Annotated in this window: 25 protein-coding genes; 3 read left to right on the top strand and 22 right to left on the bottom strand. The window is 41.0% G+C overall.

Going from position 1 to position 26,826, the window contains the following annotated elements; genetic code table 11:
• Positions 1-131 precede the first annotated feature (131 nt).
• The 5 genes from P9989_RS11320 to P9989_RS11300 all read right to left on the bottom strand — a co-directional run bounded on the left by P9989_RS11320 (position 132) and on the right by P9989_RS11300 (position 3,629).
• Positions 132-932: an N-acetyltransferase gene (locus P9989_RS11320; protein ID WP_283075032.1), complete on the bottom strand. Its 801-nt coding sequence runs from the start codon at positions 930-932 to the stop codon at positions 132-134.
• Positions 933-1,032: 100 nt separating this feature from the next.
• A complete protein-coding gene (locus P9989_RS11315; protein ID WP_283075031.1) occupies positions 1,033-1,542 on the bottom strand; it encodes a hypothetical protein in 510 nt (169 codons plus the stop codon).
• Positions 1,543-1,764: 222 nt separating this feature from the next.
• Positions 1,765-2,355, bottom strand: coding sequence for an ATP-dependent Clp endopeptidase proteolytic subunit ClpP (gene clpP, locus P9989_RS11310; RefSeq protein ID WP_283075030.1), 591 nt, complete (start codon positions 2,353-2,355; stop codon positions 1,765-1,767).
• 12 nt (positions 2,356-2,367) lie between these two features.
• The gene (locus P9989_RS11305; RefSeq protein ID WP_283075029.1) at positions 2,368-3,183 is read right to left on the bottom strand and encodes an RNA polymerase sigma factor; all 816 of its coding nucleotides are present in this window, start codon (positions 3,181-3,183) and stop codon (positions 2,368-2,370) included.
• Between the two features lie 86 nt (positions 3,184-3,269).
• Positions 3,270-3,629: a CHY zinc finger protein gene (locus tag P9989_RS11300; protein ID WP_283075028.1), complete on the bottom strand. Its 360-nt coding sequence runs from the start codon at positions 3,627-3,629 to the stop codon at positions 3,270-3,272.
• A 131-nt stretch (positions 3,630-3,760) separates the two neighbouring features.
• Here P9989_RS11300 and tlp point away from each other — a divergent pair, with 131 nt between their 5' ends.
• On the top strand, positions 3,761-3,976 hold the full coding sequence (gene tlp / locus P9989_RS11295) for a small acid-soluble spore protein Tlp (RefSeq protein WP_283075027.1): 216 nt from the start codon (positions 3,761-3,763) through the stop codon (positions 3,974-3,976).
• A gap of 89 nt (positions 3,977-4,065) precedes the next feature.
• Here tlp and P9989_RS11290 read toward each other — a convergent pair whose 3' ends face one another.
• From P9989_RS11290 to P9989_RS11280, 3 genes are all read right to left on the bottom strand, one after another.
• Positions 4,066-4,707: a DUF3889 domain-containing protein gene (locus P9989_RS11290; protein ID WP_283075026.1), complete on the bottom strand. Its 642-nt coding sequence runs from the start codon at positions 4,705-4,707 to the stop codon at positions 4,066-4,068.
• Between the two features lie 109 nt (positions 4,708-4,816).
• On the bottom strand, positions 4,817-5,722 hold the full coding sequence (locus P9989_RS11285) for an endonuclease I family protein (protein ID WP_283075025.1): 906 nt from the start codon (positions 5,720-5,722) through the stop codon (positions 4,817-4,819).
• Positions 5,723-6,037: 315 nt separating this feature from the next.
• Positions 6,038-6,268 carry a hypothetical protein gene (locus tag P9989_RS11280; RefSeq protein ID WP_283075024.1) on the bottom strand — a complete coding sequence of 77 codons (231 nt, stop codon included), beginning with the start codon at positions 6,266-6,268 and terminating at the stop codon, positions 6,038-6,040.
• Positions 6,269-6,500: 232 nt separating this feature from the next.
• Here P9989_RS11280 and P9989_RS11275 point away from each other — a divergent pair, with 232 nt between their 5' ends.
• The gene (locus P9989_RS11275; protein ID WP_283075023.1) at positions 6,501-6,896 is read left to right on the top strand and encodes a DUF2512 family protein; all 396 of its coding nucleotides are present in this window, start codon (positions 6,501-6,503) and stop codon (positions 6,894-6,896) included.
• A 65-nt stretch (positions 6,897-6,961) separates the two neighbouring features.
• Here the strand turns inward: P9989_RS11275 and P9989_RS11270 are convergent, their stop codons facing one another.
• The 3 genes from P9989_RS11270 to P9989_RS11260 all read right to left on the bottom strand — a co-directional run bounded on the left by P9989_RS11270 (position 6,962) and on the right by P9989_RS11260 (position 10,919).
• Positions 6,962-8,182: a cytochrome P450 family protein gene (locus tag P9989_RS11270; protein ID WP_283075022.1), complete on the bottom strand. Its 1,221-nt coding sequence runs from the start codon at positions 8,180-8,182 to the stop codon at positions 6,962-6,964.
• A 411-nt stretch (positions 8,183-8,593) separates the two neighbouring features.
• Positions 8,594-9,757, bottom strand: coding sequence for a glycosyltransferase family 4 protein (locus P9989_RS11265; protein WP_283075021.1), 1,164 nt, complete (start codon positions 9,755-9,757; stop codon positions 8,594-8,596).
• 13 nt (positions 9,758-9,770) lie between these two features.
• A complete protein-coding gene (locus P9989_RS11260; RefSeq protein ID WP_283075020.1) occupies positions 9,771-10,919 on the bottom strand; it encodes an NAD-dependent epimerase/dehydratase family protein in 1,149 nt (382 codons plus the stop codon).
• A gap of 317 nt (positions 10,920-11,236) precedes the next feature.
• Between P9989_RS11260 and P9989_RS11255 the strand changes: the two genes are divergently transcribed.
• A complete protein-coding gene (locus P9989_RS11255) occupies positions 11,237-13,192 on the top strand; it encodes an AMP-binding protein (RefSeq protein WP_283075019.1) in 1,956 nt (651 codons plus the stop codon).
• A 49-nt stretch (positions 13,193-13,241) separates the two neighbouring features.
• Here the strand turns inward: P9989_RS11255 and P9989_RS11250 are convergent, their stop codons facing one another.
• The 11 genes from P9989_RS11250 to P9989_RS11200 form a co-directional block, all read right to left on the bottom strand.
• On the bottom strand, positions 13,242-14,765 hold the full coding sequence (locus P9989_RS11250; protein ID WP_283075018.1) for an acyl-CoA carboxylase subunit beta: 1,524 nt from the start codon (positions 14,763-14,765) through the stop codon (positions 13,242-13,244).
• Between the two features lie 20 nt (positions 14,766-14,785).
• Positions 14,786-15,565, bottom strand: coding sequence for an enoyl-CoA hydratase-related protein (locus P9989_RS11245; RefSeq protein WP_283075017.1), 780 nt, complete (start codon positions 15,563-15,565; stop codon positions 14,786-14,788).
• Between the two features lie 24 nt (positions 15,566-15,589).
• On the bottom strand, positions 15,590-16,486 hold the full coding sequence (locus tag P9989_RS11240) for a hydroxymethylglutaryl-CoA lyase (RefSeq protein ID WP_283075016.1): 897 nt from the start codon (positions 16,484-16,486) through the stop codon (positions 15,590-15,592).
• Between the two features lie 15 nt (positions 16,487-16,501).
• Complete coding sequence (locus P9989_RS11235) at positions 16,502-16,714, bottom strand: acetyl-CoA carboxylase biotin carboxyl carrier protein subunit (RefSeq protein WP_283075015.1); 213 nt, start codon at positions 16,712-16,714, stop codon at positions 16,502-16,504.
• A 12-nt stretch (positions 16,715-16,726) separates the two neighbouring features.
• On the bottom strand, positions 16,727-18,082 hold the full coding sequence (locus P9989_RS11230) for an acetyl-CoA carboxylase biotin carboxylase subunit (protein ID WP_283075014.1): 1,356 nt from the start codon (positions 18,080-18,082) through the stop codon (positions 16,727-16,729).
• An 11-nt stretch (positions 18,083-18,093) separates the two neighbouring features.
• On the bottom strand, positions 18,094-19,737 hold the full coding sequence (locus P9989_RS11225; protein WP_283075013.1) for an AMP-binding protein: 1,644 nt from the start codon (positions 19,735-19,737) through the stop codon (positions 18,094-18,096).
• 21 nt (positions 19,738-19,758) lie between these two features.
• Positions 19,759-20,901, bottom strand: coding sequence for an acyl-CoA dehydrogenase (locus P9989_RS11220; RefSeq protein WP_283075012.1), 1,143 nt, complete (start codon positions 20,899-20,901; stop codon positions 19,759-19,761).
• 70 nt (positions 20,902-20,971) lie between these two features.
• Positions 20,972-21,604 (bottom strand): TetR/AcrR family transcriptional regulator, encoded by a 633-nt coding sequence (locus tag P9989_RS11215; protein WP_283075011.1) that lies wholly within the window; start codon positions 21,602-21,604, stop codon positions 20,972-20,974.
• A 100-nt stretch (positions 21,605-21,704) separates the two neighbouring features.
• Complete coding sequence (gene parC / locus P9989_RS11210; RefSeq protein ID WP_283075010.1) at positions 21,705-24,158, bottom strand: DNA topoisomerase IV subunit A; 2,454 nt, start codon at positions 24,156-24,158, stop codon at positions 21,705-21,707.
• 15 nt (positions 24,159-24,173) lie between these two features.
• A complete protein-coding gene (gene parE, locus P9989_RS11205) occupies positions 24,174-26,126 on the bottom strand; it encodes a DNA topoisomerase IV subunit B (RefSeq protein WP_283075009.1) in 1,953 nt (650 codons plus the stop codon).
• 282 nt (positions 26,127-26,408) lie between these two features.
• Positions 26,409-26,825, bottom strand: coding sequence for a CoA-binding protein (locus tag P9989_RS11200; RefSeq protein ID WP_283075008.1), 417 nt, complete (start codon positions 26,823-26,825; stop codon positions 26,409-26,411).
• Position 26,826 lies beyond the last annotated feature (1 nt).

The raw sequence follows: 26,826 nt of genomic DNA, 5'->3' as shown, positions 1-26,826 counted from the left end.
TTTAACAACCCCTTTAACTATTGATGTTATCTCAATTGATTTTATGTGTTTTATTTAACAATATAACTGAAAGGGGTTACAGATAACAAAAGGGATTACTAAGCCGTCTATTAGTAATCCCTTACATTGCTCTATTTAAATGAAGGAGAGTGGCAGCCGTAAGTATAAGCCAGGCAAGTAAACCTATACTTTTCAAGAATCGGGCGGCTCATCGGACGAGCATCCACGGTAAGGTGTTTTCGCCCATATTCATATGCCTTTTTGGCCCTGTCAGCTAATAGTTCGGTATAATAACCTTTTCCACGCTCAGAAGACAATGTAGATCCGCCCCACAAACTCGCAAATGAGGAATTTGATTCGATATACATCCAGGCAGCGCTAACAAGGAGTCCTTCCTGATATATTCCATATAGGAATAAAGAATCTGGATTATTTTGTTTATCTCTCCAGAGCCTTTCCCCTAATTCAGTATGAGATTCTCCCCAAATCGTGTTCTCTAATGCAATGATGTCTTCAATTCCTTCCTTATCTCTAATTTCTTTTACAATAGCTGAAGCTGGTCTATTTATCAGGTGGTGCTGCTCATTAAGTTCCAACACCATAAGGGCCTCCTCTTCTTCCATATCAAATCCCTTTTGCATAAGAAGAGCCTTTAGGTTATGCGGTTGATCATAGCTATAAACCTTCCATTCGAATTCCTGGCCAAGATTATTAAAATAACACATTTCAGAATCTATAATTTCAGAAGCATTTTCCTCGTTTAAATGGGAGCATATAATGAATCCTTTTTCATTTTTTTGTTTGCTGACATGACGCACTACGTGATCTGTAGCTTCCCTCACATAACCAGGTGTGTTGGCTTCTAGACGCAGCTCACGTTGAAAAAGGGCTAATAGCTGGTTCTCCTTCATTTCTTCGTGGTTACTTTTCACACGTTTCCCCTCTTTCCTCCATTACTCTAATAATCGTTTAACTGTAGTTAACACTACTATTCATCCAACTTTTTCTTAAACAATATACGATCCATTTAATTTAGTTTTGTATGTCTAATAAACTATAGAGCGTTGTAAGAACTTGTTTAATTTCTGCATCTTTTCCTGATTGAATCAAATTAATCCAGGAGATTCCAGGGATAAACAAAACGAAACAAATGACAACTGAGGAAACCGTCCACACAGGAAAGGCTGCGATGTCCTTGATCATAACTCCGAGCAGTAAAGAAATAACAGCCGTGAATACCCCTATGATAAAAGGTGATGGGAAATGAATTTTGTTGACTTCATCGAGATATGTAATTAATGCGGTTACTTTAATTTGTAATAACCTTTTCTCGTCTGGACTTAACTTGCTTAACTCCATATTGAGCATTCGTATATCTTTATAGAAACTCAAATCTATCTTTTCTATAGATTTGCTGGAAAGGTAAGTTTGAAGCTCATGGAGAAACTTTTCTGTGTCATCCAACTTCAAAATTCTGCTTATTTTATTATTAACTTCCTCTCTTATTAATTTCATCATAACCACTCCAAATAGTTTGTTCATACACACTATCACAGCTAACCAACTACCCTTTTCACTTTCACTGCTCTAGTACATAAATATGTACGTTTCTATTTAGTAGTCATACTATTTAATAATAACTACAAAAGTACCAAAATCATATGAATAGTGTGGCTCTTCACAAAAACCAAGCGCAAAACCGGTACACCGGTTTTGCGCTTGCACATTTATTTATTGTTAACATAAATCATTTACAGTAAATAATTATGAACCCCCGTTGACCATCAGTTTGTCGATCATTCCATATTCTTTTGCTTCCTCAGCGGTAAGAAAATAATCACGGTCTGTATCCTTTTCTACTTTTTCAAGCGGCTGACCTGTACGATCTGAGATTATATGGTTAATGGTTTTTCTCGTTTTAATAATATGATCAGCATGAATTTTAATATCAGCTGCCTGCCCCTTTGTTCCTCCTAAAGGCTGATGTAACATCATCTCAGCGTTCGGAAGAGCGTATCGTTTCCCTTTTTCCCCTGCTAAAAGCAGGAATGCGCCCATGGATGCGGCTAACCCTGTGCAAATTGTCGACACATCTGGCTTAATAAATTGCATGGTATCATAAATCGCCATTCCAGCAGAAATCGATCCGCCTGGAGAGTTAATATATAAATGAATATCCTTTTCACTATCTTCCGCCGTTAAGAATAGGAGCTGAGCAACAACTGAATTTGCAACGGCATCATCAATTTGTGTCCCTAAAATAATTATTCGGTCCTTTAATAAACGGGAATAGATATCGTAAGAGCGTTCTCCTCTGGTTGTTTGCTCCACTACATAAGGAATCACATTAGACATGTATACACCTTCCTAACTCGCAAGTAGTAATCCTTTACTTCCTTCTTTAATTTGTAACAACAAAGCAAATAACTCTTCTTGATAAAAAGGAATAAACAAGATATCTCCTTTTTTTGTGGCGAAGGAAAGTAACAGGTAAGCACAGGCTTCTCCTTTAATCGTATGAGCTGCAGGCAAGGTAGCAAGCCTTGACTCAAGGTCCCCCATTATCATGCGTAAACCTTGTGTTTCTTGGTGATAAAACTGTACAAAAGTGGACGGATTTCCATTGCGAAGCGCCGTTACATAAAGAATTGGATCCTCTCCCCCACGGTCTGAATTTTCGTAAGAGTAATTTATCTTTTTTACCTTTTTACGAGCGCGATGGAGGGTAGCTTTAATTGAACCTTCACTAGCAGAGAGCATTTCAGCAGTTTCTTTTGCAGTAAGCCCAAGTCCTTCTACCAATAACATGACCACTCGCTGTTTAGGCGATAATTCTCTAAGAAGCAGTTCTATGGCTCGGTAAACAGGATCAGAGATTGAGGTCTCCTTTTGGCTAAACACTGATAAGTCTTTGCCCAATTCCTCTTTAATTTTGGTTTTACGGTGGCCGTCAATCCAGGTGTTTGAAGCGATTCGAAATAAATATGCCTTAACTATCGGTTTCTGGCTCCTGATCCAGTCTTTATAAGCCTTTGCTAACGTATCCTGCATAAGATCTCCCCCATCCCACTTTGATTTAGTCAGGGAGAGACAATATTTCTGTAAATCAGGTATATAGTTCTTTATAGCTGCCTCAAAATCTGTTTCCTTTGCAATTGGAGTGTTATGAACAAGCGGCCGCATGTTTTTACCTCCTTTAAAATGTCTTTCATATGTATAAACGAAAAAAGACTGCTAAAAGATACGGACTTCTTAAATTTTAAATTATTTTACGAATTGCAAGTGATGTCTGAAGATGGATCAGTCATGTCAAAGTAAAGATGGAAGTGGTTACTGCATTTTTCATTAAAGCGGCTTTTGCAATGAGGACAATATGATGAAGCCATATATTCAGAAATGGTTAGGTCATTTTCACAGTTTCCACAAAGAATAGCTCGTTCATTCCAGCGGTTTCGAGGCCACTTTGAGACAGCGTGGTTTGAAACCTCCTGATGGCAAAAATAGCAAGCATAATATTCATTGCAGCAGTAAAATTTAATCGCGATAATATCTACCTCGGTATGGTAATGAGCACATCTTGTATGATGATCAACATTTACTCCTTTGACAAAAGGATGACGTTTGCACATGCTAATTTCCTCCTGTTCCATTGATTTATTCTTTAACTTATAGTAACACACCTTTATCATCCGTAATTGGTTACATAGCCTCCTTGTTCCCGTGCATACTATTTATACCGGCAAAAAAGGAGGTATAAATCATGGCAAAACCAGACGATCGTTCTAATAATAAAGAGAGAATTGAAAAAAACATCGGTCACACTTTGCAAAATATGGATGAAGCAAATGATTATGTTAAAGCGCATTCTGAAGAAATGAGCAAAGACGAAATGGATCAAATTCAGGAGAAGAATCAACGACGCGAAGAAAGTATTGAAGGTTTACGCGAAGAACTTAAGGATGAAGGTAAAAGGTAATTACCCACATAAAGCAGGCATGGTATGCTTCCATAAAAGCTCCATGCCTGCTTTATAATCATTATTTACTGGATAAGATATGATGCTGATCACACTTCCTTAATATCAAATGAAATTACTCTGTCTGTCTCAGGATTATAAATAACATTTCCCCGGACCTTAATTCGCTCCTGTGGTGACGTTAAAATATATTCATATGTTTCTTGCACTTGTGTAGCAGATAGTTGCGTTTTTTCAATTGAATTATATTCAATTACATTATAGCTTGGATAGGCAGCTTGGGTAACTTCTAATAAATACTTCCCCCATTTCTCTTCCTCTAATTCAGGGGATGGGGTAATTTCAATATTCATGACACCCGCGTCTAAATTCCCCCCTAGTGTTTGAAAAGCTTGACGATGCAGATTAATTTTATTTGGAGGATATCCTGGCACTCTGTCCACGATGGTTACCACTATTTCTCTCTGTGAAGCTAAGTTTTTAATCTTAAGAGTCTGCCCACATTGATAGGGAGAATTTTCTCCGATGGCTGCCGTCATATACTGATTTTCTGACCACGGAATCCCGCACTGCGTAACCTGTCCTCCTTCTGTCCAAGTCGCTTGGCCTCTCACCGTCTGTTGACGATAATAATACGGCACATAGCCTCTGTAGTTATGGAAAGGATAGGCTATAAATGGAGTGTATACCATTGGATTGGCCCAGTGCCTATTCGAGTAATGAGAATACATTGTTTTCCTCCTGTCTTAACATAAACCTCATTGGTAGCATATGTTTTTGGGAGGTTGACTCGTGACAGGAATCCAGTATTTATAATTTGATTACCTATTATTTCTCTGACTATACAAACATGTCAGGAAAATCAATATATGGATTGCGGTTCCCCTGCAGCTGATAAATCGCCTGGTTTCGGTGTTTTTCATAAAGAGAGGGCTGAAATTTTTGATGCCAATCTAGCAACAGTTCTGAATCAATCCTCTTCTGATATTTCTGCTCAATTTGGCTAGGGTATCTTAAAAGGAAATACAGCATTGCTCTGGCTACAGTTCCTTTTGCGAATTCTGGTTCGAATAATTCCTCCTCTGCTTTCCCGCATGACTCCTCTATGCGCTCCACACTTATATTTCCTGGATTATAATTTGTAAAATCATAATAAGGATAATTAGATCTAATTGAATTGCATACAGGTTCACAGGTAAATAAGTGGTGCAGGTCACCACGCATCGGTTCCTGTTCATTAAACCAGGATTGGGGAACAGCATGCTCACAATTATATTTGAACTCTTTTTCCATTCGGTGAAGTTCTGATTTCATCTGATCATCGTCTGTTTCAGTTATGTTTTTTACTTCTTGTTGGCGTCGTAAGGAAGTTTCATGATCCTCACGCATAACATCCTCGGGCCTTCTTTGTTTCCCGGAATAAATACTAATCAGATCACCATCTGGTCTCAAATCTACCCACGGATAAACATACTCGCTTGGGTCATATGACAAAGGATTCGTATGGGTTTCCTTAAGGAGCATCCCTAAAGACTGCATGAATTTATTTTCGTCTTCATTGTCAAAATCGATCTTGCTATAATACTGCTCGATGACTTTCTTATCCTTTTTCTCATCGTAATAGACCTTATCATCTTTTTTAATTTTCTCTTTATCCCTGGTCAATTCAGAAATAAGTTCTTTCATACGATGTTGATCAGTGGTCACAGGGAGAATCTTTTTCTTTTGTTCGGGTGTTAAGTTCACCGTTATTCCTCCTCAATGATTAAGGGTGTAACACATAGCCAATGGTCTTTAGAAAAAGCTTTCCTGCTCTTTTTATTTTACATTTCATACTTATGCTAACTTTTTACCCCATTTGCCATAGCCCAAACCTATAAAAATACTGCAGTTACTTTTTCTATTTAAGACCGTAAGCTCTTTAACCTGGATTTAGTTAGGTTATGTTGTTTATCTAAAGTAAATGACTTATCGTGTGAGAAACTCCTATTTAGCTAAATAAATAGTCCCGTATCACAGTGATACGGGACTAGATGACAGTTATTTACCTGTATTTACTACTTATTGTTGGTTCATTTGCTGCTGACATTGCTGTGCAAGTTGTTGAATTTGCTGAAGCTGCTGGGCAGCATTTTGTTCGCGCTGAGCCATTGGCTGTTGAGAGCTCATGTTAGCTCCACCTTGCTGTTGTGATTGCTGAAGCTGTTGAGCATTTTGCTGTTCTTGCTGTTGAAGTTGCTGAGCGATTTGAGCAATTTGTTGAAGAGATTGTTGAGCTTGTTGCTGTGCCATGTTCATTTCTCCTTTCTAATTAAAACATCCATAGTAGTGTGTGTATGTATTGTCATTTCATTCGCCTTGTATTCAGTCTTGTTGAGAAGGATTTATTACCTTATCTTGGAACATGACATTTACGGACTTCCTGGAAACAACTATAAATAAGCGCATTTTATTCAAGTTATTCATGCGATTAAAGCTTAAGAAACAGGACAAAATAATTTAAAGTTAATCGAAGGAGGAAATCATGAGGTATATTAAAGCATTTTTCATAAAACTTGTGATGATGACGGCAATATTATGGTTTTTTTTAGGGGTCTTCTTTGGAATCTCCTTGGCGGATATCCTAATTACAAGCATAGGTTTAACAATTGTTTCGTTTATAGTAGGTGATTTGTTAATCTTACCTAAGTTAGGGAATATGATAGCGACAATAGCTGATATGGGGGTAGCGTCTCTCGGGATCTGGCTTTTAGGATCCTTATTATTTGAAGAATCCGTACCGTTAGGAACCGTATCTTTCTTTTTAGCCGTAGCCATTACCATCGGAGAGTTTTTATTCCATGGTTACATGAAGAAAATGATTCTGAAAGGTTTATCTTCAAGAGAAAAAACAACAACAGATCTCTATGCAGAAAAATAACCCTTTTATAACAAAATGAAAAACACTGCTGAACAATTAACAATTATCCAGCAGTGTTTTTTCAATCAAAATGCTACAGGCAATTCTTTTAAACCACGCATCAGAATACCAGGGCGCCACTCCAATGTTTCAGGAGCAGAATTGATTTGGAGATCAGGCATACGTCTTAATAAATTTGTCACAGCCACTTCTGCTTCTAATCTGGCAAGTGGAGCCCCCAGACAAAAGTGAATTCCTTTTCCAAAAGAAAGGTGTTTGCTTTTACCGCGGGTAATATCAAAAACTTCTGGATCCGAAAACTGTTCTGGATCGCGATTTGCGGAGTCCAGTGCGACGATCACGTGGTCTCCTTTTGCAATGGTTTTACCCCGTAATTCCACAGCATCAGCAGCCCATCTGTCCGTGCTGAATTCAACTGGACCATTGTAACGAAGGAATTCTTCCAGAGCGGACTCTATTAAAGACGGATCGTTTATTAGCTGTGCTTTTTGTTCAGGATTTTCGAGTAATGCAAATACCCCATTTGTAATTAGATTAACGGTTGTCTCGTGTCCAGCTATGATTAATAAAGAGATTACGCCATAAAGTTCCTGCTCAGAAAGGCTGTCTCCTTCTTCTTCAGATTGAATTAGTTTACTAATCATATCATCTTCAGGCTCCTGGCGTCGTGCAGCACATAACTGTCTGAGATACATCACAAATTCTGTCATATGTGTTTGGAGTTGCGCAGCTTCTTCTGGATCATTAGAGGCTTCTACAAGCGTATTCGACCAGGTTCGAAACTTGTCACGGTCCTGACTGGGAACACCTAGCATTTCACAAATGATAATAATCGGTAAGGGAAATGCGAAGTCATCAATTAAATTCATTTCACCTTTTGACTGGACCTTATTAAGCAATTCATTAGTAATTTCTTCAATTCTTCCTCTTAGACCTTCAATCATTTTGGGTGTAAAAGCCTTTTGAACGAGCCCCCGCAGCCGTCTGTGATCAGGTGGATCAGAAAAAAGCATGTTTTTGACAAATATATTCGAAACTGCCTGCTCTTCCTCTTGTTCTTCCTCCCCTGGAAAAGAAGTATAGTCCTTAATAAATCGGGGATCTTTTAGAACGGCTACAGCATCTTCATAGCGCGTTATAATCCAAGAATACTGGCCGTTTGGCAATAACGTTTGATGGATTGGATCCTCCTGTCTCAGTTTACTGAAAGTTGGGTAAGGGTCTTGGTTGAACTCAGATGAAAATAGCTTTACATAAGTTTCATTGCTTCCATTTTTGTATGACATGTTTTCTTCCCCTCTCTAATTCATTCGTCTTCGTTACCATGACAATAAAGGTTGACTGAGCGGTCATTCACTACTTAAAATAACTGATTCGTTAATTTAATACAAATAATAAAATGGTTATTCACAAAGACTTCACACTGCTCTATGCACTTGATTTCTTTTACTGCCAACTAAAGTAGCCACGTCAACCCTGTACTCTTCAGAATATAAATGACGATACGTGACCTAATGTACATTTGTACAAACGCTTGCTATTCTTTTACTATGATGCTTGTTTGCTTTAACTATTGAAATTTATTTAGATAAAAAAAAACTTGATGATGTTTTGGTTTGTTTTATTTTACTTTCGGAGTTGCTACTAAGTTTCAAGTGAGAATGTTTATATCGCAAACAGAAAAAGTCACAGAGCCTTTACTCTGTGACTTTAATCTTTGATTTTTTTGTTGTTTTTGCCTGGTTTTGTTGATAAACCTCTAAAGTTTGATGATAATAATCGAGAATTTGCTTGGCTGGTTTCTGCCAACTGTGTTTTTCTGCTTCTTCTCTGGCATTTTTGCTTAAGTGCTGATATAGCTGTTCATCTTCTAAACGATCGACAGCCTCAATCATGCTGTCCGTGTTTTCATTTTCAAATAATAGACCTGTACGTCCATCTTCTACCTGTTCCATTGTCGGTCCGCTCTTCGCCGCAATTACTGGCAATCCAGAAGCCATTGATTCTAAAATGACAAGTCCTAATGTTTCCGTTACAGACGGGAAAATTAAAGCATCAGAAGAAGCGAAGGCTTGAGCTAATTCATCTCCATGAAGTAAACCGGTAAAGATGGTCTTTGTATCGGCAAATGTATTCTCAAGTGCTTCCTTATTCGGTCCATCTCCTACAATAGCCAGGGACAGATCATCACGTTTTTCGAGAAGCGGTTTTATCTTTTCAATTTCCTTCTCCGGTGCCAGTCTCCCAACAAAAACAAGAAGTTTATTGCCAGGTTCACCACCAGAAAGTCGTTCTCGCATTGCCTCATTTTTATGATGAGGATGGTAATGATCAATGGCAACTCCCCTGTCCCATACATGGACATTGTGGAAATTTTTCTCGAATAGTTCGCCCTGAATAGCCTTCGAGGTACATAAATTCAGATCTGCGAAGTTGTGCAGCTTTCGAAAATACCACCATACTGCAGGGACAAATGGGTATAGACGATAATAATTTAAATATTTAGGTACATGTGTATGATAAGAAGCAAGTAAAGGGAAATTCAGCTTGCTGGCATAATAAACCCCCGCCGCTCCCACAAAAGCAGGGTTAACGACGTGAACCAAGTCAGGGTTATGCTTTTGAAGCAGCTTTTTCACCTTTTTCTGAGGCATAGAAAACTTTTTAGAACGGTAAAAAGGCATTGTCGTAGTCTTCACGCCTTCGACAATCGCACCCTCATATTCTGTTACACCCAGGTCTGGAGCAATAACAATAACGTCATGATCTTGTTTGCGCAAATATTTAATTGCTTCCTTCAGCCTTGTTACGACTCCATCCGTTGATGGCAAAAATGTCTCTGTTATGATGGCGATCTTCAAAGCAGTTAACCCCTTACTTCCAAGTTATAGATGGTAAAACATTCTCTTCAATAATTCGTTCTTTATTCTCTACAGCTACCCGTAAAATATCCCGAATCACATCATCTGTTAGCAGGTGTGGTTCAAGACCAAGATCACGAAGTTTCGTGTTTACTGCATTATAATAATGTTCTTCTGATTCAATGCGAGGGTTTTCAATCTTCTTAACTTGTGTGTCAAGTCCCTCTTCTTTAGCGATTTTCTGAACTCTCTCAGCCAGATCATTTACGGAGAACCACTCCGTAAATTGGTTGAACACGCGAAATTCGCCTTGGTCTGCCGGATTTTCTGCGGCAATTTCCACACAACGCACTGTATCTTCAATGTTTAAAAAGGCACGTGTCTGTCCACCGCTGCCATATACCGTAATATCATGACCAATTGCAGCTTGATTGATAAAACGATTCAAGGCAGTTCCGTACACCCCATCGTAATCAACACGGTTTGCGAGTACAGGGTCCATTTTCGTTTCCTCTGTATGTAATCCATAAACAACACCTTGATTTAAGTCAGTTGCACGGATACCCCAGATTTTACATGCAAACATAATATTATGGCTATCATGTACTTTTGATAAATGATAAAACGAACCAGGCTGTTTCGGATAAGGAAGCAAATCTTTCCGTCCTTTGTGTTCGATTTCAATATACCCTTCTTCTATATCAATATTCGGTGTCCCATATTCTCCCATAGTTCCTAATTTAATAAGGTGACATTCCGGAGCAAATTCTTTGATCGCATAAAGGACGTTTAAGTTCCCGATCACATTATTTGACTGCGTGTAAACTGCGTGTTCGCGATCAATCATAGAGTATGGAGCTGAACGCTGCTCAGCAAAATGTACGAAAGCATCAGGATTTGTCTGGCGGAATACTTCACGTAGAAAATCGTAATGATTTAGATCCCCAGTGAACGTTTGAATCTCTTTTCCGGTCAACTCTTCCCACTTTTCTACTCGTTCTTCTAATGTTGCAATTGGTGTTACAGAATTAGAATTTAACTCGTCATCAATCTTTCTGCGTACCAAGTTATCTACAATGGTGACGTCATGTCCTTGTTTGGATAGGTACAATGCGGTTGGCCAACCACAGAACCCATCTCCCCCTGCTACAATAATTCTCATAATCTACCTCCTAAATTCCATATCTACAAGTGGCTATTTCACTTATAGAATAACATTCTTTTAAAATCGATGGTAATAATAAATGTTTCTAATGATCTTGGAAATATTCGTTATTCCCTCTCGACTTTCATCCGATTTTGACTTTATCACTAAATGACTGACAAAACAATTAAATTATACCACGTTAGGAGAAATCTATCCCTGTCTTAGCAGATATTTTTCAAAATCACCTGAAGTATCATTCATTTATGAAACGTTTTCAGTTATACTATAATTAGGATATTTCTGATAATGAGCATGTTACTAGGAGGTTTATTATGTCTACATATGAAGCTGCATGGGTTCCTACAAATGAACAAATACGAAACACGCGACTCTACAAATGGATGAAAAAACACGGTTATGAAGATTATGATGCTTTTCAAAAAAAATCGACCGAAGATATAGGATGGTTTTGGGACCAAGCGGTATCAGAACTTGGTATCGAGTGGGATCAGCACTATTCAAAAACACTTGATCTCTCCTCTGGAATTAAATATCCTGATTGGTTTGTAAACGGAAAGATGAATGTGGTTCACAATGCCCTGGATAAATGGGCCCGCAAAGACGAGAAAAAAAATGATATCGCCCTATATTGGGAAGGTGACGATGGGGCAAAACGTTCATTCACGTATGCTGAACTCTACGAGGAAGTGAATGCGTTTTCAAACGGATTAGAGAAACTAGGCTTAGGAAAAGGCGATGTTGTGACCATCTACTTGCCAATGCTTCCTGAAACGCTGATTTCCATGCTGGCGGTTTCGAAAATCGGCGCGATATTTTGCCCGACCTTTTCTGGATACAAATCTGAAGCTATAGCGACACGAATCCAGGCTGCCGAGTCAAAAGTATTAATTACTGCCGACGGTTTTTATCGCAGGGGCAAATCTATTAATATGAAAGACGAAGCTGACCAGGCTGCCGATGCTTGTGAAACGCTCGAGCACGTAATCGTAGTTGAGCGTACCCAACAGAATGTTACCTGGAAGGACAAGCGTGATCTGACATTTAATCAAGTGAAAGATCACAATAAAACTTATGAGACGAAATCAACCTCAGCTGATGATCCTTACATGCTCATTTATACTTCTGGAACAACAGGAAAGCCTAAGGGAGTGCTTCATACACATGCCGGTTTCCCCATCAAATCTGCTTTTGATGCAGGGATGTGTATGGACGTTACTTCAGAGGATACGATTTTCTGGTATACCGATATGGGATGGATGATGGGGCCTTTTCTCGTCTATGGGGGCTTAATGAATGGTGCCTCAATTGTTATGTTTGAAGGAACTCCTGACTACCCACAGCCAGACCGTTTGTGGGAACTGGTCGAGCGTTATCAGGTGACACATCTTGGTATTTCTCCAACTCTAATTCGATCCATGATCAAGCATGGGCTGGATTGGATAGAAAAACATGACTTATCCTCATTAAAGCTAATCGGATCAACGGGAGAACCTTGGAATCCTGAACCGTGGCATTGGTTATTTAAAAATGTTGGTCATTCCCATGTCCCTATTTTTAACTACTCTGGTGGAACTGAGGTTTCCGGCGGGATATTTGGAAATGTCCTCGTTAAGCCTATTCAGCCCGTTACCTTTAATGCAGCTTTGCCAGGCATGGACGTTGATGTATATGACGACAATGGTCAATCGCTTGTCAATGAAGTTGGCGAGCTCGTTTTAAAACAACCATGGGTGGGAATGACTAAAGGATTCTATAAAGATAATCAACGATATGAACAATCCTACTGGAACAGATTTGAAGACACTTGGGTCCATGGGGACTGGGTCACAGTTGATGAAGAAGGTTACTACACGATCACCGGCCGTTCCGATGACGTATTAAACGTAGCGGGAAAGCGTTTAGGACCAGCGGAAGTTGAATCCGTTCTCGTGTCCCATGATGCTATAATTGAGGCCGGGGTAATTGGCGTTCCGCATGAAGTCAAAGGCGAAGAAGCAGTAGCTTTTGTTGTATTAAAACAGGAACAGACGACATCATTGCTCGACGAACTCAAAGATTATTTAGCCCATAAGCTGGGAAAAGCTCTTGCACCGAAAAAAGTATTTGCTGTGCAGGACTTACCTAAAACCCGAAATGCTAAAGTCATGAGACGGGCGATTAAATCAGCTTATTTAAATGAACCATCTGGAGACTTAAGTGCTCTTGAGAATCCTGATGCCGTAAATAAAATCAGATCAATCGGACAAAATCACCCTATAAAAAAATAACAGCATTAAAAATCCACTACCTTCAATGGGTAGTGGATTTTCTGTTTCTTTATACAGGATAAACACCATGTTTACGCTCCGTAAACGTAACGTTTTTGTTGGAATAGGCTTCAAACCTTAATGATAAATCATCTCTCAGTCGGTCCGGTTGAACAATATCATCAACAACTAATTCTGAAGCTAAGCGATAGATATCAATATTTTCTTTGTATTCCTCTTGTTTTTCTTTAATAAAAGCAGGACGATCTGCTTCATCTAGTTCAGCAATTTTATTAGCGTAAACGGCGTTAACAGCTGCCTCCGGCCCCATAACAGCAATCTGCGCGGAAGGAAGTGCTATACAAGCATCTGGTTCAAAGGCTGGTCCAGCCATTGCATAAAGTCCCGCTCCATATGCTTTCCGCACAATCACGGAAATCTTCGGTACCGTTGCTTCACTCATCGCTGACAACATTTTTGCCCCATGACGGATGATGCCTGCCCGTTCTACTTTCGTTCCGATCATGAACCCTGGAATATCTACAAGGAAGAGCAGCGGAATATTGAAAGCATCGCAAAGCTGCATGAATTTAGCCGATTTGTCGGCAGAATCAGGGAATAAAACCCCGCCTTTTGCTCTCGGCTGATTGGCAATGATTCCGACAGGGCGCCCGTCAATTCGCGACAACCCTGTAATAATTTCAGGAGCAAATTTCTTTTTAATTTCACAAAATGACCCTTCGTCAATTAATCGATCGATAAGGTCGTACATATTAAAGGGAGCATTTTGATTCTCTGGAATAATTTCTGAAATTGTCTTTTCTAACGAAGCTGGTTTAACAGGTTCTTGCCGTTTTGCTGAATTGCGGAAATTTGAAGGAAAATAGGATAAATAGTTCCTTGCATAAGCAATGGCTTCCGGTTCGTCTTTAGCGAGCACATCTCCACAGCCAGAAATAGAACAATGCATGTTAGCCCCGCCCATTTCCTCAAGTGTTACCTTCTCGCCGATAACTTTCTCTGCCATTCGTGGTGAACCTAAATACATCGAGGCATTGCCATCCACCATGACGACAATGTCACAGAAAGCAGGTATGTATGCTCCTCCTGCAGCTGAAGGCCCAAAAAGCAAGCAAATTTGCGGTACGCGCCCGGATAGTTTGATTTGGTTATGGAAAATACGTCCAGCGCCTCTGCGGTTAGGGAACATATCAACCTGATCAGTTATTCTCGCCCCAGCTGAATCCACTAAGTAAAGCATGGGAACCTCTAGTTTCATCGCCGTCTCTTGAATACGGATAATCTTTTCAACGGTGCGAGCTCCCCAAGAACCCGCCTTCACAGTTGAATCATTGGCCATCACACAAACTTGTTCCCCGTTGATTTTACCGATTCCCGTTACGACACCGTCTGCCGGCAGAGAACCGTCTGTACAATTGGCAAAAAAAGCATCCTCAATATTTAAATTATCATCAAATAATTGTCTAAGCCGTTCCCGAACAAACATCTTTCCCTTTTCATGATTCTTTTCGTGATATTTTGGCGAACCGCCTGAAGACACTTTTTCCTTCATATGTTCTAATGTTTGACTCATTTTGTCCACCGCCTTATTGATTATTTACCTGTATATTGAGGTTTTCGTTTCTCTTTAAAAGCTTGCAGTCCTTCGATCCTGTCTTCAGTCGGAATGGTTCGCTGGTAACACATCCGCTCAATTTCAAGTCCCGTTGCCAGATCCGTTTGACTGCCATTTTGGATCGCTCTCTTAGCTTGTTTTAGCGCAATTGGGCCATTTTTGGCTATTTGGGCAGCAAGAGCATAAGTTTCATCTCTTAGCTCACCACCTGTGTAAACTCCCTCAACTAAACCAATAGTTAGGGCTTTATCAGCCTGGATCGGTTTCGCGGTAAAAATCATTTCTTTCGCTCTGCCTAAGCCGATTAAGCGAGTTAGCCGCTGGGTACCGCCCGCGCCTGGAATAATTGCTAATGACGTTTCGGTTAGACCAATCTTAGCATGTGAGGTCATCACTCGAAGGTCACAGGCAAGAGCAAGCTCCAGCCCTCCTCCATACGCCGCTCCGTTAATCATAGCAATGGTTGGGATCTCAACTTGCTCCAGCTTACGGATCGTATCACCGATTTTCTCCACGGTTCGAACGACTTTATACTCTGACATCCCAGCCCTTTCCTTTAAGTCAGCCCCTGCACAGAAGGCTTTCTCACCGCTCCCCGTCACAACTAATACATTGGCGTCAGAACGTTTTACTTCTTCCAGGGCGCTGGCAAGCTCGTCTAATAAAGCAGTAGACAGACTATTCGCAGCCCCAGGTCTATTTAACGTAAGATATCCAATTCGTTCATCCGTGATGTCAAGATTAACTAATGAACTCAAAGAAATACACCTCCGTTACTAAATTCATTTATTCACATGCATCTGATGACTCGGCAGGGATTTGCCAAGTTTATCTTGAATGTAGCTCGCCGCTTCCAGCAAATTAGCTTGGTCAATTCCCGTTTTAATTCCCATCGATTCAAGCATATGAACTAAATCATCTGTCGCTAAATTTCCAGACGCTCCTTTCGCATATGGACAGCCGCCTAGCCCTCCTAAGGAGCCGTCAAAGATACGAATATCATGCTGTAAGGAAATGAGGACATTGGCCAAAGCCATACCTTGCGTATTATGAAAATGCATGGCTATCTTTGATAAATCTAGTTTTCCATTTAAAAATTGAAGTGTCTCATCAACTTGATGTGGGTTAGCAACACCAATCGTGTCTCCAAGCGACAGCTCGTTAATTCCCATGTCAAACAGCCGGTTGGATACACTCAACACCTGATTTAGTGAAATATCCCCTTCATAAGGACACCCAAACACTGTCGATACATATCCCCGTACTCGTTTGTTATTCACCTTAGCTTCTTTGACGACTTCTTCAAGTACTGGATATGTTTCTTCAATAGATTTATTAATATTGTTTTTGTTATGAGATTCACTTGCAGACATGAACACAGATATTTCATCTACATTGGTTGCAAGAGCTGTTTCAAGACCTTTCATGTTGGGCACAAGCGCCGCATAAGTAATCCCTTTTTCACGGGTAATTCCTTTCGCAACTTCTCTTGCATCCTTCAGCTGAGGAATCCATTTCGGATGGACGAACGAGCTAATTTCAATATAATCATAGCCTGCCTCAGATAATTGATTGATCCATTCGATCTTGTCCTCTGTAGCGATACTCACCTTTTCGTTTTGCAGCCCATCACGAGGGCCCACCTCTTTAACGGTGACTTTTTCCGGCCACTTTAACATCTTACCCGCTCCTATTTATTCGATAATCGCAATAACGTCACCTTCATTGACAAAATCGCCTTCAGATACTTTCAATTCTTTTACAGTTCCATCAGCCTCCGAAGGGATCGGGATTTCCATTTTCATCGATTCTAAAATCGCGATGTCTTCCCCGCTTTTCACTTGATCTCCTGCTTGAGCTACAATCTTCCATACGCTACCTGCCATAGATGCTTTTACTTCGTTCATTGTTCTTCCTCCTTAGTGATTTGTAAGTGTTGGTAAATAGTAGTTTTCAATAAAGGATGTTTTCGTGTCACCTTGTTTGAATTTCTCATGTGTGATGATGCGTTTTAACATCATGACATTACTTTTAATCCCCTGCACGTCATATTGGTGAAGGGCTTTGGTCAGCCGATCAATCGCTTCCTCACGAGAGGGTCCTCTTACGACGAGCTTTGCAATCATGGGATCATAAAAAGGCGTCACTTGTGAATCACCATGGACAGCCAATTCATGACGAATTCCTTCTCCTTGCGGCAACACTAAGTTGGTTATTTGCCCTGGCGACGGGAAAAAAGTATTGGAATCTTCCGCATAGATACGTACTTCAATCGCATGGCCTTGAATGGAAAGATCGCTCTGTTTGATTGTGAGCTTCTCTCTTGCAGCAATCCGCAGCTGTTGTTCTACAAGGTCCAAGCCAGTGATTTCCTCCGTAACCGGATGCTCCACCTGAAGACGTGTATTCATTTCTAGAAAATAGTAATTTTCTTCTTCATCTACTAGAAATTCAATCGTACCCGCATTCGTATAGCCCAGGGAATTTACAGCTTTAAGTGCACTTTCTCCCATGCGCTGCCTCGTTTCGTTCGATAAAAAAGGAGATGGCGCTTCTTCAACAACTTTTTGGTGTCTACGCTGAATCGAACATTCCCGCTCAAATAAGTGCACAGCATTGCCGAACTCATCAGCCAATACTTGAATTTCGATGTGTCTTGGGTCGATAATCTGCTTTTCGATAAACATTTTGCCATCGCCGAAAAACGTTTCTGCACGCTTCTGGTTGCTTTCAAAAGCTTTCTCAAGTTCTTCATCACTTTGAACAGTCTGCATACCGATTCCGCCACCACCTGCTGCTGCTTTAAGCATAAGCGGATAGCCAAAGTCTTTAGCGATGTCTTTCGCTGCTTCAGCATTAGCAACAGCTTCATCGGTGCCTGGAACGATAGGAACCCCCGCTTGCTTCATTTCGTTTCGAGCAGCAATTTTATCACCCATTTTAGCCATCACATCAGCCGAAGGACCGATAAAAGCGATTCCGGATTCACGAATCCTTCTGGCGAAATCAGCATTTTCACTTAACAGTCCGTAACCTGGGTGGATAGCCTCAGCTCCTGATTTTTGAGCAACTTGTAAAATTTTATCGATGTTCAAATACGATTCATTCACTCGCGGTTTACCAATTAAGTAACTCTCATCCGCCTCCTCCACATAGGGTGCGTGCTGATCAGCTTCTGAGTAAACAGCTACCGTTTTAATATTTAACCGGGCACAAGTGCGAATCACTCTTGAAGCAATTTCACCGCGGTTTGCAATTAATATCTTAGAAAACAAAACAATCCCTCCTATGAATGAGTATTAATGAAATCCATAGCATCTTCTCTCAGTTTGAACTTTTGGATTTTTCCACTGGCTGTCATCGGGTATTCGTCTGTAAATCTGATATACTTTGGAATTTTATGCATAGAAATTCGCCCGTCACAGAATGTCCGGATGTCTTGTTCACTGGCTTCTGAATTGTCTTTCGTTATGATAAACGCCATGATTTCTTCACCATATTTTTGGTCAGGCACGCCAATGACCTGAACATCAAGAACGTCTGGATATTGATATAAAAACTCTTCGATTTCACGCGGATAGATATTTTCACCGCCACGAATGATCATATCTTTCATTCTCCCGGTAATTTCCACATAGCCTTCCGCATCCATCACAGCAATGTCCCCCGTATGAAGCCAGCCATCCTGATCAATCGCTGCCGCGGTTGCTTCTTCATTTTTGTAATACCCTTCCATAACTAAGTAACCTCGAGTACACAATTCTCCAGGAATTCCTTGCTCGATTTCTTCTCCTGTAGCTGGATCGACTACTTTTAGCTCCACATTTGGATGAACTCGCCCGACGGAACCTACCTTGCGTTCAATCGGATCATCCGTCCTTGTCTGAGTAATTACAGGAGACGATTCTGTCTGCCCGTAAGCAATGGTAATTTCTTCTGCACCCATATTATTCATCACATTTTTCATCACTTCCATCGGACATGTAGACCCTGCCATGATTCCTGTTCTCAAAGTGTCAGGTTTGTACTTTCCAAAACTAGGATCATTTAACTCAGCAATGAACATCGTAGGTACCCCATGGAGACCTGTACAACGCTCTTCCTTGACAGCTTTCAAGACTTTTTCTGCATTGAATTGCTCTAAAATAACCATTGTCGTACCCTTCGCTACTGCTGCCATTGTACCCAAGACACAGCCGAAACAATGGAAGAAAGGAACCGGGATACATAACCGGTCATCCTCTGTCAGTTTCATAGAATCCGCGACCTGGTTACCGTTATTGACAATATTGTAATGGCTGAGCATTACCCCTTTAGGGAATCCTGTCGTTCCTGAGGTATATTGCATATTGATAACGTCTTTATAGGATAAGGATGCCTTTCGCTGGTCTAACTGTTCAGAGGAGATTGAACGACCCATATCAATGATATCCTGCCAGGAAAAGCAACCTGGATATTCTTTGTCACTTAGGACAATGACATTTTTCAAAAGTGGCAGCCGGTCACTCTGCAAATCTCCTTTGATCGAGGAATCCAGTTCAGGGCAGATTTCTTTTAAAATATCGACATAGGATGTTCCTTTAAATTCTTCGGCCAGAATGAGTGTGGTGGCGTCAGACTGTTTCAGCAGGTACTCGAGTTCCTGTGCTCGGTAATTCGTATTCACCGTAACGAGTACAGCTCCCATTTTTCCAGTTGCAAATTGAGAGACAAGCCACTCGGGCTTATTATCAGACCAAATAGCCAGATGTTCTCCTTTCTCCACCCCGAGAGCCATTAATCCTTTAGCAGCGTTATCTGCCATATCATTAAATTCCCGATACGTTTTCCTCAGTTTTAATTCCGGATACACCATCGCTTCATGATTCGGATACATTTCCGCCTGTTTCTCTAACAATTCACCTACAGTCATTTGTAAAAGGGACGACATGGAATAACCTCCTCAAATATATTAACAGCCTAATTGACGAGCAATTACTAAGCGTTGGATTTCAGATGTACCTTCCCCAATTTCAAGCAATTTCGCATCTCTTAAGTATCTTTCCACCTCGTACTCGCGCATGTACCCATAGCCACCGTGAATTTGGATCGCCTGGTTGGCAGATCGGAAGGCCGTTTCCGATGCAAATAGCTTGGCATAAGCCGATTCTTTCGTAAATGGTTTCTTCTGGTCCTTAAGCCAGGCTGCCTTTAATACCATATTTCGTGCAAGTTCCACTTCCATAGCCATATCCGAAAGCTTAAATTGAATGGCTTGAAAATCAGATATTGATTTTCCAAACTGTTTTCTTTCTTTTGCATAAGAGAGCGCCTTATCTAATGATGCTTGCGCAATTCCTACAGCTAAGGCAGCGATGGAAATCCTTCCTCCATCAAGGGTATGAAGAAATTGTTTAAAACCACCCTGAGGGTCGCCAAGAATATTTTCTCTTGGTACTTTTACATCCTCGAGAATAATTTCACATGTGTTGGAGCCGCGAACGCCCATTTTTTCATAGGGACTGGAAATCTTCATGCCAGGTGTATCCCTTGGAATAATGAAGGCAGAGATGATATTTTTACCGTCATCCCTTTTTCCTGAAACGGCTGTCACGGTAATGGTGTCAGCATACTCAGCATTCGTAATCCAGCATTTTTCCCCGTTGATAACATACTGATCACCTTCTAGAACGGCGCGGGTTTTCGTTCCACCAGCATCTGATCCGGCATTTGGTTCTGTTAAGCCGAAAGAACCAAGTGTTTCCCCTTTAGCCAGAGGCGTTAAGTATTGTTGCTTTTGCTCCTCAGTCCCGAAATAATACAGAGGACTCGCTCCGAGGGATACAGCTGCTGCATAACTTAGCCCTGTTGACCCGCAAACCTTGCCAATTTCCTCCACAGCAAGCGCATACGAAACAGTATCCCCCCCGGATCCGCCATATTCTTCCGGGAATGGGATACCGAGCAGTCCCAAATTACCCATTTCATCAAAAATGTCCCTTGGAAACTCTGCATTTACATCAATTTCAATTGCTCGCGGCCGAATAACCCCATCCGCAAAATCCCTGACCATTTTCCTTGTCATTTCCTGTTCTTTCGTTAATTCGAAATTCATAATGCTCCTCCTTAATGTGAAAGACCGACCAGTTGGTCTGTATTAGCCAAAAAAATAATCCTGTAAGCGGTTACTTTGAAGAGTAAAAAAAAGGAACCTGTATCATGGTTTGTCGATACCCTTCCTCCTCTGCTGTCGGCAGCAATGCATGAAGAATTAAGTCCACATAAACATCGGCAATCTGCTCAATGTTGTTATCACCATCTTCCTTATACCACTTATATATCCAGTTCACCATCCCTAAAATCGCCATACTGGTAATGATCGCCGGTAATTCTTTTCTAAAGTGACCAAGCTGCTGTCCCTCTTCCACCACTTGCAACACCATTTGCTTAAATTGATCGCGTTTCTGCTTGATTTGATTTTCATATTTCGGCTTTAAATACAGATTTTCCTGATAAAAAACAGAAATATGCGGTTTATATAAATCAAATACTTTTACGAAAGCACGGACGATCGACTGGATCTTATCAACAGGTGAAGTATGTGTATGGTTGGCGGCTTTTGCCTCTTTCAGGACATATGTAATAAAGGTATCGTGGATGACAAAAAGAAGCTCGTCTTTAGACTTGAAATGGTGATAAAATCCTCCCTTTGATGTATGAGAAGCTCTAACAATTTGATTGACCGTTACACCATGGAAGCCATGTTGTTCAAATAATATGAGAGACGTTTCTATGATTGTATCCCGTAATTTAGCCATACACCATCCCCTCATTTATGAATATACATTCAGTTTATCACATTTTTCAGAAAAAACAATATTAGAAAAAAACCCTCCTCCAATTGAGAAGGGTTTGCGGCTACTTTTCGTCTTCTGTAGCAAAAGGTGTTTCATATTCCGGCTGAACCCAGGCCTCTGTTACTTGACCGCTTTGTTCCGTATCTAAAACATACGAACCATTACTGTAACGGTCATTGGCCTTAAAGTCCATAGGGTTTACGGTAATCAATTCTTCTTTCTCTGTTTTTATAACGAGTTGATCCTGAGCTGAAACGACATGCAAATCGATGACTCTATGCGGGTTCTTTTTCAGTTCCCTTAGCATAATAACTCCACGTTTCGCTCTTGAAGTTTGTTCAAATTCCTTCAACCGCATTCGTTTGACTGCAGCCCGATGGGTGGTAATGACGACAGACGGGTCTTTTGCAGCATCAAATGCTTGTCCGGAAACGATGTGTTCACCTTCTTTAAGTTGAATCGCTTTTACCCCTGCTGCCCGCTGTCCGACCGGATTCACTTCTTCCTCATGATACCAGAGTCCATAAGCCTTATTTGAGGCGATAAACAAATGAGCATCTCCAGAAGTGGCATGGACATCTACAACTTCATCTGCTCCTTTTAAGTTTACCGCAACTAATGGCTTGGAATGCCGCTGTGCCTGATATAAATTCAGGTCGCTTTTCTTGACCATTCCGTTTTTCGTAAAGAAAATCAAGTATTCGCCATCATTAAATTCCCGGATTGGCAATGCCTCTACAATATATTCTTCCTTCTCAATCGAAACAATATTTGCGATATGCTGACCGAGATCTTTCCATCGAATGTCTGGAAGCTTGTGGACAGGTATAAATAAATACTTCCCGAGGTTCGTAAACAGCAGCAAGTTGTCTGTCGTGTTGACCTCAGACAATCTGAGAATATGGTCTCCATCCTTAATAGCAAAATCTTTGCCATTCGAGGCAGCATAAGAACGTAAGCTTGTCCGTTTAATATAGCCATCTTTTGTAACAGAAACAAGCACATCTTCGCTTGCGACGGTTACCTCAAGATCGACCTTCAATTCTTGTATTTTTTCTTCGATTTGTGTCAAGCGACTATCATTATACTGCTTTTTCATTGCACGGAGATCTGCCTTGATGACTTTAAAGAGTTCATGTTCACTCGCTAACAATTTCTCTAAATAATTGATTCTTTTTCTAAGATCCTCTGCTTCATTTTGCAGCTCTGTTATGTCTGTATTGGTTAGTCGGTAAAGCTGCAAGGTTACAATAGCCTCAGCTTGTTCTTCTGTAAAGTCATAGGCCGCTATCAATTGCTTCTTCGCATCCTGTTTGTCGTTTGAACTTCGGATCGTGGCAATCACATCATCCAGTATCGAAATCGCTTTGATAAGACCTTCCACAATATGGGCACGGCGCTTTGCCTTGTTTAAATCATACAAAGACTGGCGCGTCACCACTTCACGCTGATGCTTAATGTATGCATCTAACATCAGCGGTAAGCTTAGCAATTTAGGTGTGCGATCATGGATAGCAACCATATTAAAATTGTAGGTGATTTGCAAATCTGTATGCTTATACAAGTAATTGAGGACGCCTTCACTATTGGCATCTTTCTTTAGTTCGATAACGATCCTCATACCAGTTCGATCTGTTTCATCACGAACTTCAGAAATACCCTCTACTTTTCGATCAATACGAAGCTCATCCATCCTCTTCACTAAAGTAGCTTTATTTACTTCATAAGGGATTTCGTCAATGACAATTTGCTCACGACCACCACGTAAGGACTGGATCGCTGCACGCCCACGCAGAACAATTTTGCCCTTACCAGTCTCATAAGCTTTCCTTAGCCCCTCAATCCCCTGAATGGTTCCACCCGTTGGAAAGTCAGGTCCTTTTAGCTTTGTCATTAACTTTTCTACGTCAGCATCAGGCTTATCAATCTTCATGATCACGGCATCGATGACTTCCCCAATGTTATGAGGCGGGATTTCCGTTGCGTAGCCTGCAGAGATACCTGTCGATCCGTTGACTAATAAATTAGGAAACTTAGCCGGTAATACAGTGGGCTCTTGAATTGTGTCATCGAAGTTTGGAATGTGTTCCACCGTGTCTTTTTCAATGTCTCTAAGTAATTCTGAAGAGATACTTGATAACCTTGCTTCTGTATAACGCATAGCAGCGGGAGGGTCTCCATCGACACTTCCGTTATTCCCATGCATTTCAATCAGCGATTTGCGCACTTTCCAGTCCTGGCTCAGGCGGACCATCGCCTCATAGACAGATGAATCCCCGTGCGGGTGATAGTTCCCGATAACGGTACCAACGGTTTTAGCCGACTTCCGATAGGGCTTATCATGCGTATTTTTCTCTTGATGCATCGCATACAAAATCCGACGCTGAACCGGCTTTAATCCGTCACGGGCATCTGGGAGTGCGCGTTCTTGAATAATATACTTACTATAGCGGCCAAAGCGGTCGCCTAATACTTCTTCTAATGGTAAATCTAAAAACTTTTCTGCCTCAGCCAACAGAAAATCCCCCTTTTATGTCTGGATTTTATCGTTTTCTAGAATGTTTGCTTCGTCTTCAAGACCAAAAGCAACGTGGGATTCAATCCATTTACGGCGAGGTTCTACCTTGTCCCCCATCAGCGTAGTGACCCGACGTTCCACTCGGGCCAGATCATCGATCGTGACTCGAATCAATGTTCTCGTCTCCGGATTCATCGTCGTTTCCCACAGCTGACCAGCGTTCATCTCACCTAATCCTTTATATCGTTGAATCGTGTAGCCATTTTTAAATTCTTTCAATAGCTTCTGCATGCCACCTTCATCCCAGGCATATTCGGTTTTCTCTTTCTTCCCTTTTCCTTTTGAAACTTTAAATAAAGGCGGAAGAGCGATAAATATTTTACCTGCTTCTACTAAGGGACGCATATATCGATAAAAGAAAGTTAACAACAGTACCTGGATATGGGCGCCGTCCGTATCGGCATCTGTCATAATAACAATTTTATCATAATTACAATCCTCTAATGCAAAATCACCGCCCACACCGGCACCAATAGTATTAATAATCGTTGAGATTTCTTCATTTTTAAAAATATCGGCAATCTTTGCTTTTTCCGTATTGATGACCTTGCCTCGTAAGGGGAGCACTGCCTGAAATTTACGGTCACGGCCTTGCTTGGCCGACCCGCCGGCTGAATCCCCCTCAACGAGATATAATTCATTTTTGGCTGCATTTTTGGATTGGGCAGGAGTGAGCTTGCCACTTAACAATGCATCTTTCCGCTTCCGCTTCTTACCTGACCTAGCATCTTCACGTGCTTTTCTTGCTGCTTCTCTTGCCTCTTTAGCCCTGATGGCTTTTTTAATAAGCATCGAGGCAACATCTGGATTTTCTTCAAGGAAGTATGAAAGCTGTTCAGCAACAACCGCATCCACAGAAGACCGGGCTTCCGATGTACCCAGCTTACTCTTCGTCTGTCCTTCAAATTGGAGAAGGGCTTCCGGAATTCTGACCGATATAATAGCTGTGAATCCTTCGCGGATATCGTTTCCTTCTAAATTTTTATCTTTTTCTTTCAACAACTGGGCCCGTCTTGCATAGTCGTTAAACACCCGGGTAATAGCAGATTTCGAACCTGATTCGTGTGTACCGCCATCCTTCGTTCGTACGTTGTTGACGAAGGAAAGAATACTTTCAGCAAATCCATCGTTGAATTGAAAAGCAAAATCCACTTCAATCTCTGAATGTTTTCCTTCGAAAGAAACGATCGGATGAAGTGTGTCTTTTTCTTCATTCAAATAGGCTACAAACGATTCAATCCCATCATCATATTGATAGGACTCTTCTATTCCTTCACGTTCATCCACTAAATTAATGCGGAATCCTTTTAATAAAAATGCCGCTTCTCGCAAGCGCTCGGAAAGGGTCTCAAAGTTGAATTTTTTCACGGAAAAAATGGTTTCATCCGGCTTAAACCGAATAGTGGTACCTGTTTTTCGCGTTTTCCCTTTATGTTCAAGGGTCGTAACAGGTATCCCGCCACGTTCGAAACGTTGGAAATACTTCTCTCCATCTCGGCAAATATGGACTTCCAGCCATTGCGATAAAGCATTAACAACCGAAGCACCGACACCGTGTAAGCCTCCGCTTGATTTATATCCAGCTTGACCAAACTTGCCGCCTGCGTGCAATACAGTCAGGATGACCTCAGGTGTAGGCTTACCTGTCTTATGCATTCCAGTAGGCATACCACGAGCTTCATCCTTAACGGACACACTCCCATCTTTATGAAGAACGACCGTCATTTGCTGTCCGAATCCAGCTAACGCCTCATCCACAGCATTATCTACGATTTCAAAAACTAAATGATGAAGACCACGCTGATCCGTAGAACCAATGTACATCCCTGGCCGCTTCCGGACAGCCTCCAACCCCTCTAATACTTGTATGGAATCATCTGAATAAGTTTGATTTTGCTTCGACAATTTTCCATCGGCTCCTTTCTAAAAAAACGACACAATCTTCTAGGTTCATATTAGAACAATTGTTCGTATATGTAAACGTCATATGCATAAAATACAAAATGCTGCCGAATAAAAATGGGCTTCTACGAACGCTACGTCCCGTATCGTCACAGGACCCTTTTGTACTCTCTATATAAATACATCACTTGTTATATTGTAGCGGTTTTATTTCAAGACGCAAATAAATTTATCAAAAACCCCGCGAAAAAATCCCTGCTATAGCAGGGATTTTCCTAAAAATTTTCATTTAACGGATAGAATTGAATGAGCCACTTTAATACACATATCCATAATCAACAGCCCTTTATGATCGTTTAGAATTTCAGGGGCATCCTGATGGATAACCCCTTGTTGAGCCCATAAAGCTTTAACATCCATTTCTGCCACTTCATTCGCGATACCCAGAAGGAATTCAGATCTTCTGAACACGTTGACGATATCAACCGGTCCTTCTACATCACTAAGTTGCTGGTAAGCTTTTTCCCCCAAAGAATCCGTTATGGCAGGGTTTACGGGGATGATCTTATATCCAGCACGCTGCATGGCTTCACTAACTTGATAAGATGTACGATGAGGCTTATCAGATAAACCAACAACTGCGATCGTTTTGGTGTCTTCCAACAGGTTTCGAATCTGCTCTTGATCTGGATTTGTAAGCATG

The organism is Halobacillus naozhouensis, from assembly GCF_029714185.1.
Classification (GTDB): Bacteria; Bacillota; Bacilli; order Bacillales; family Halobacillaceae; genus Halobacillus_A; species Halobacillus_A naozhouensis.
The sequence above is the reverse complement of the archived record's forward strand: the minus strand, read 5'-3'. Positions and strand labels throughout refer to the sequence as shown.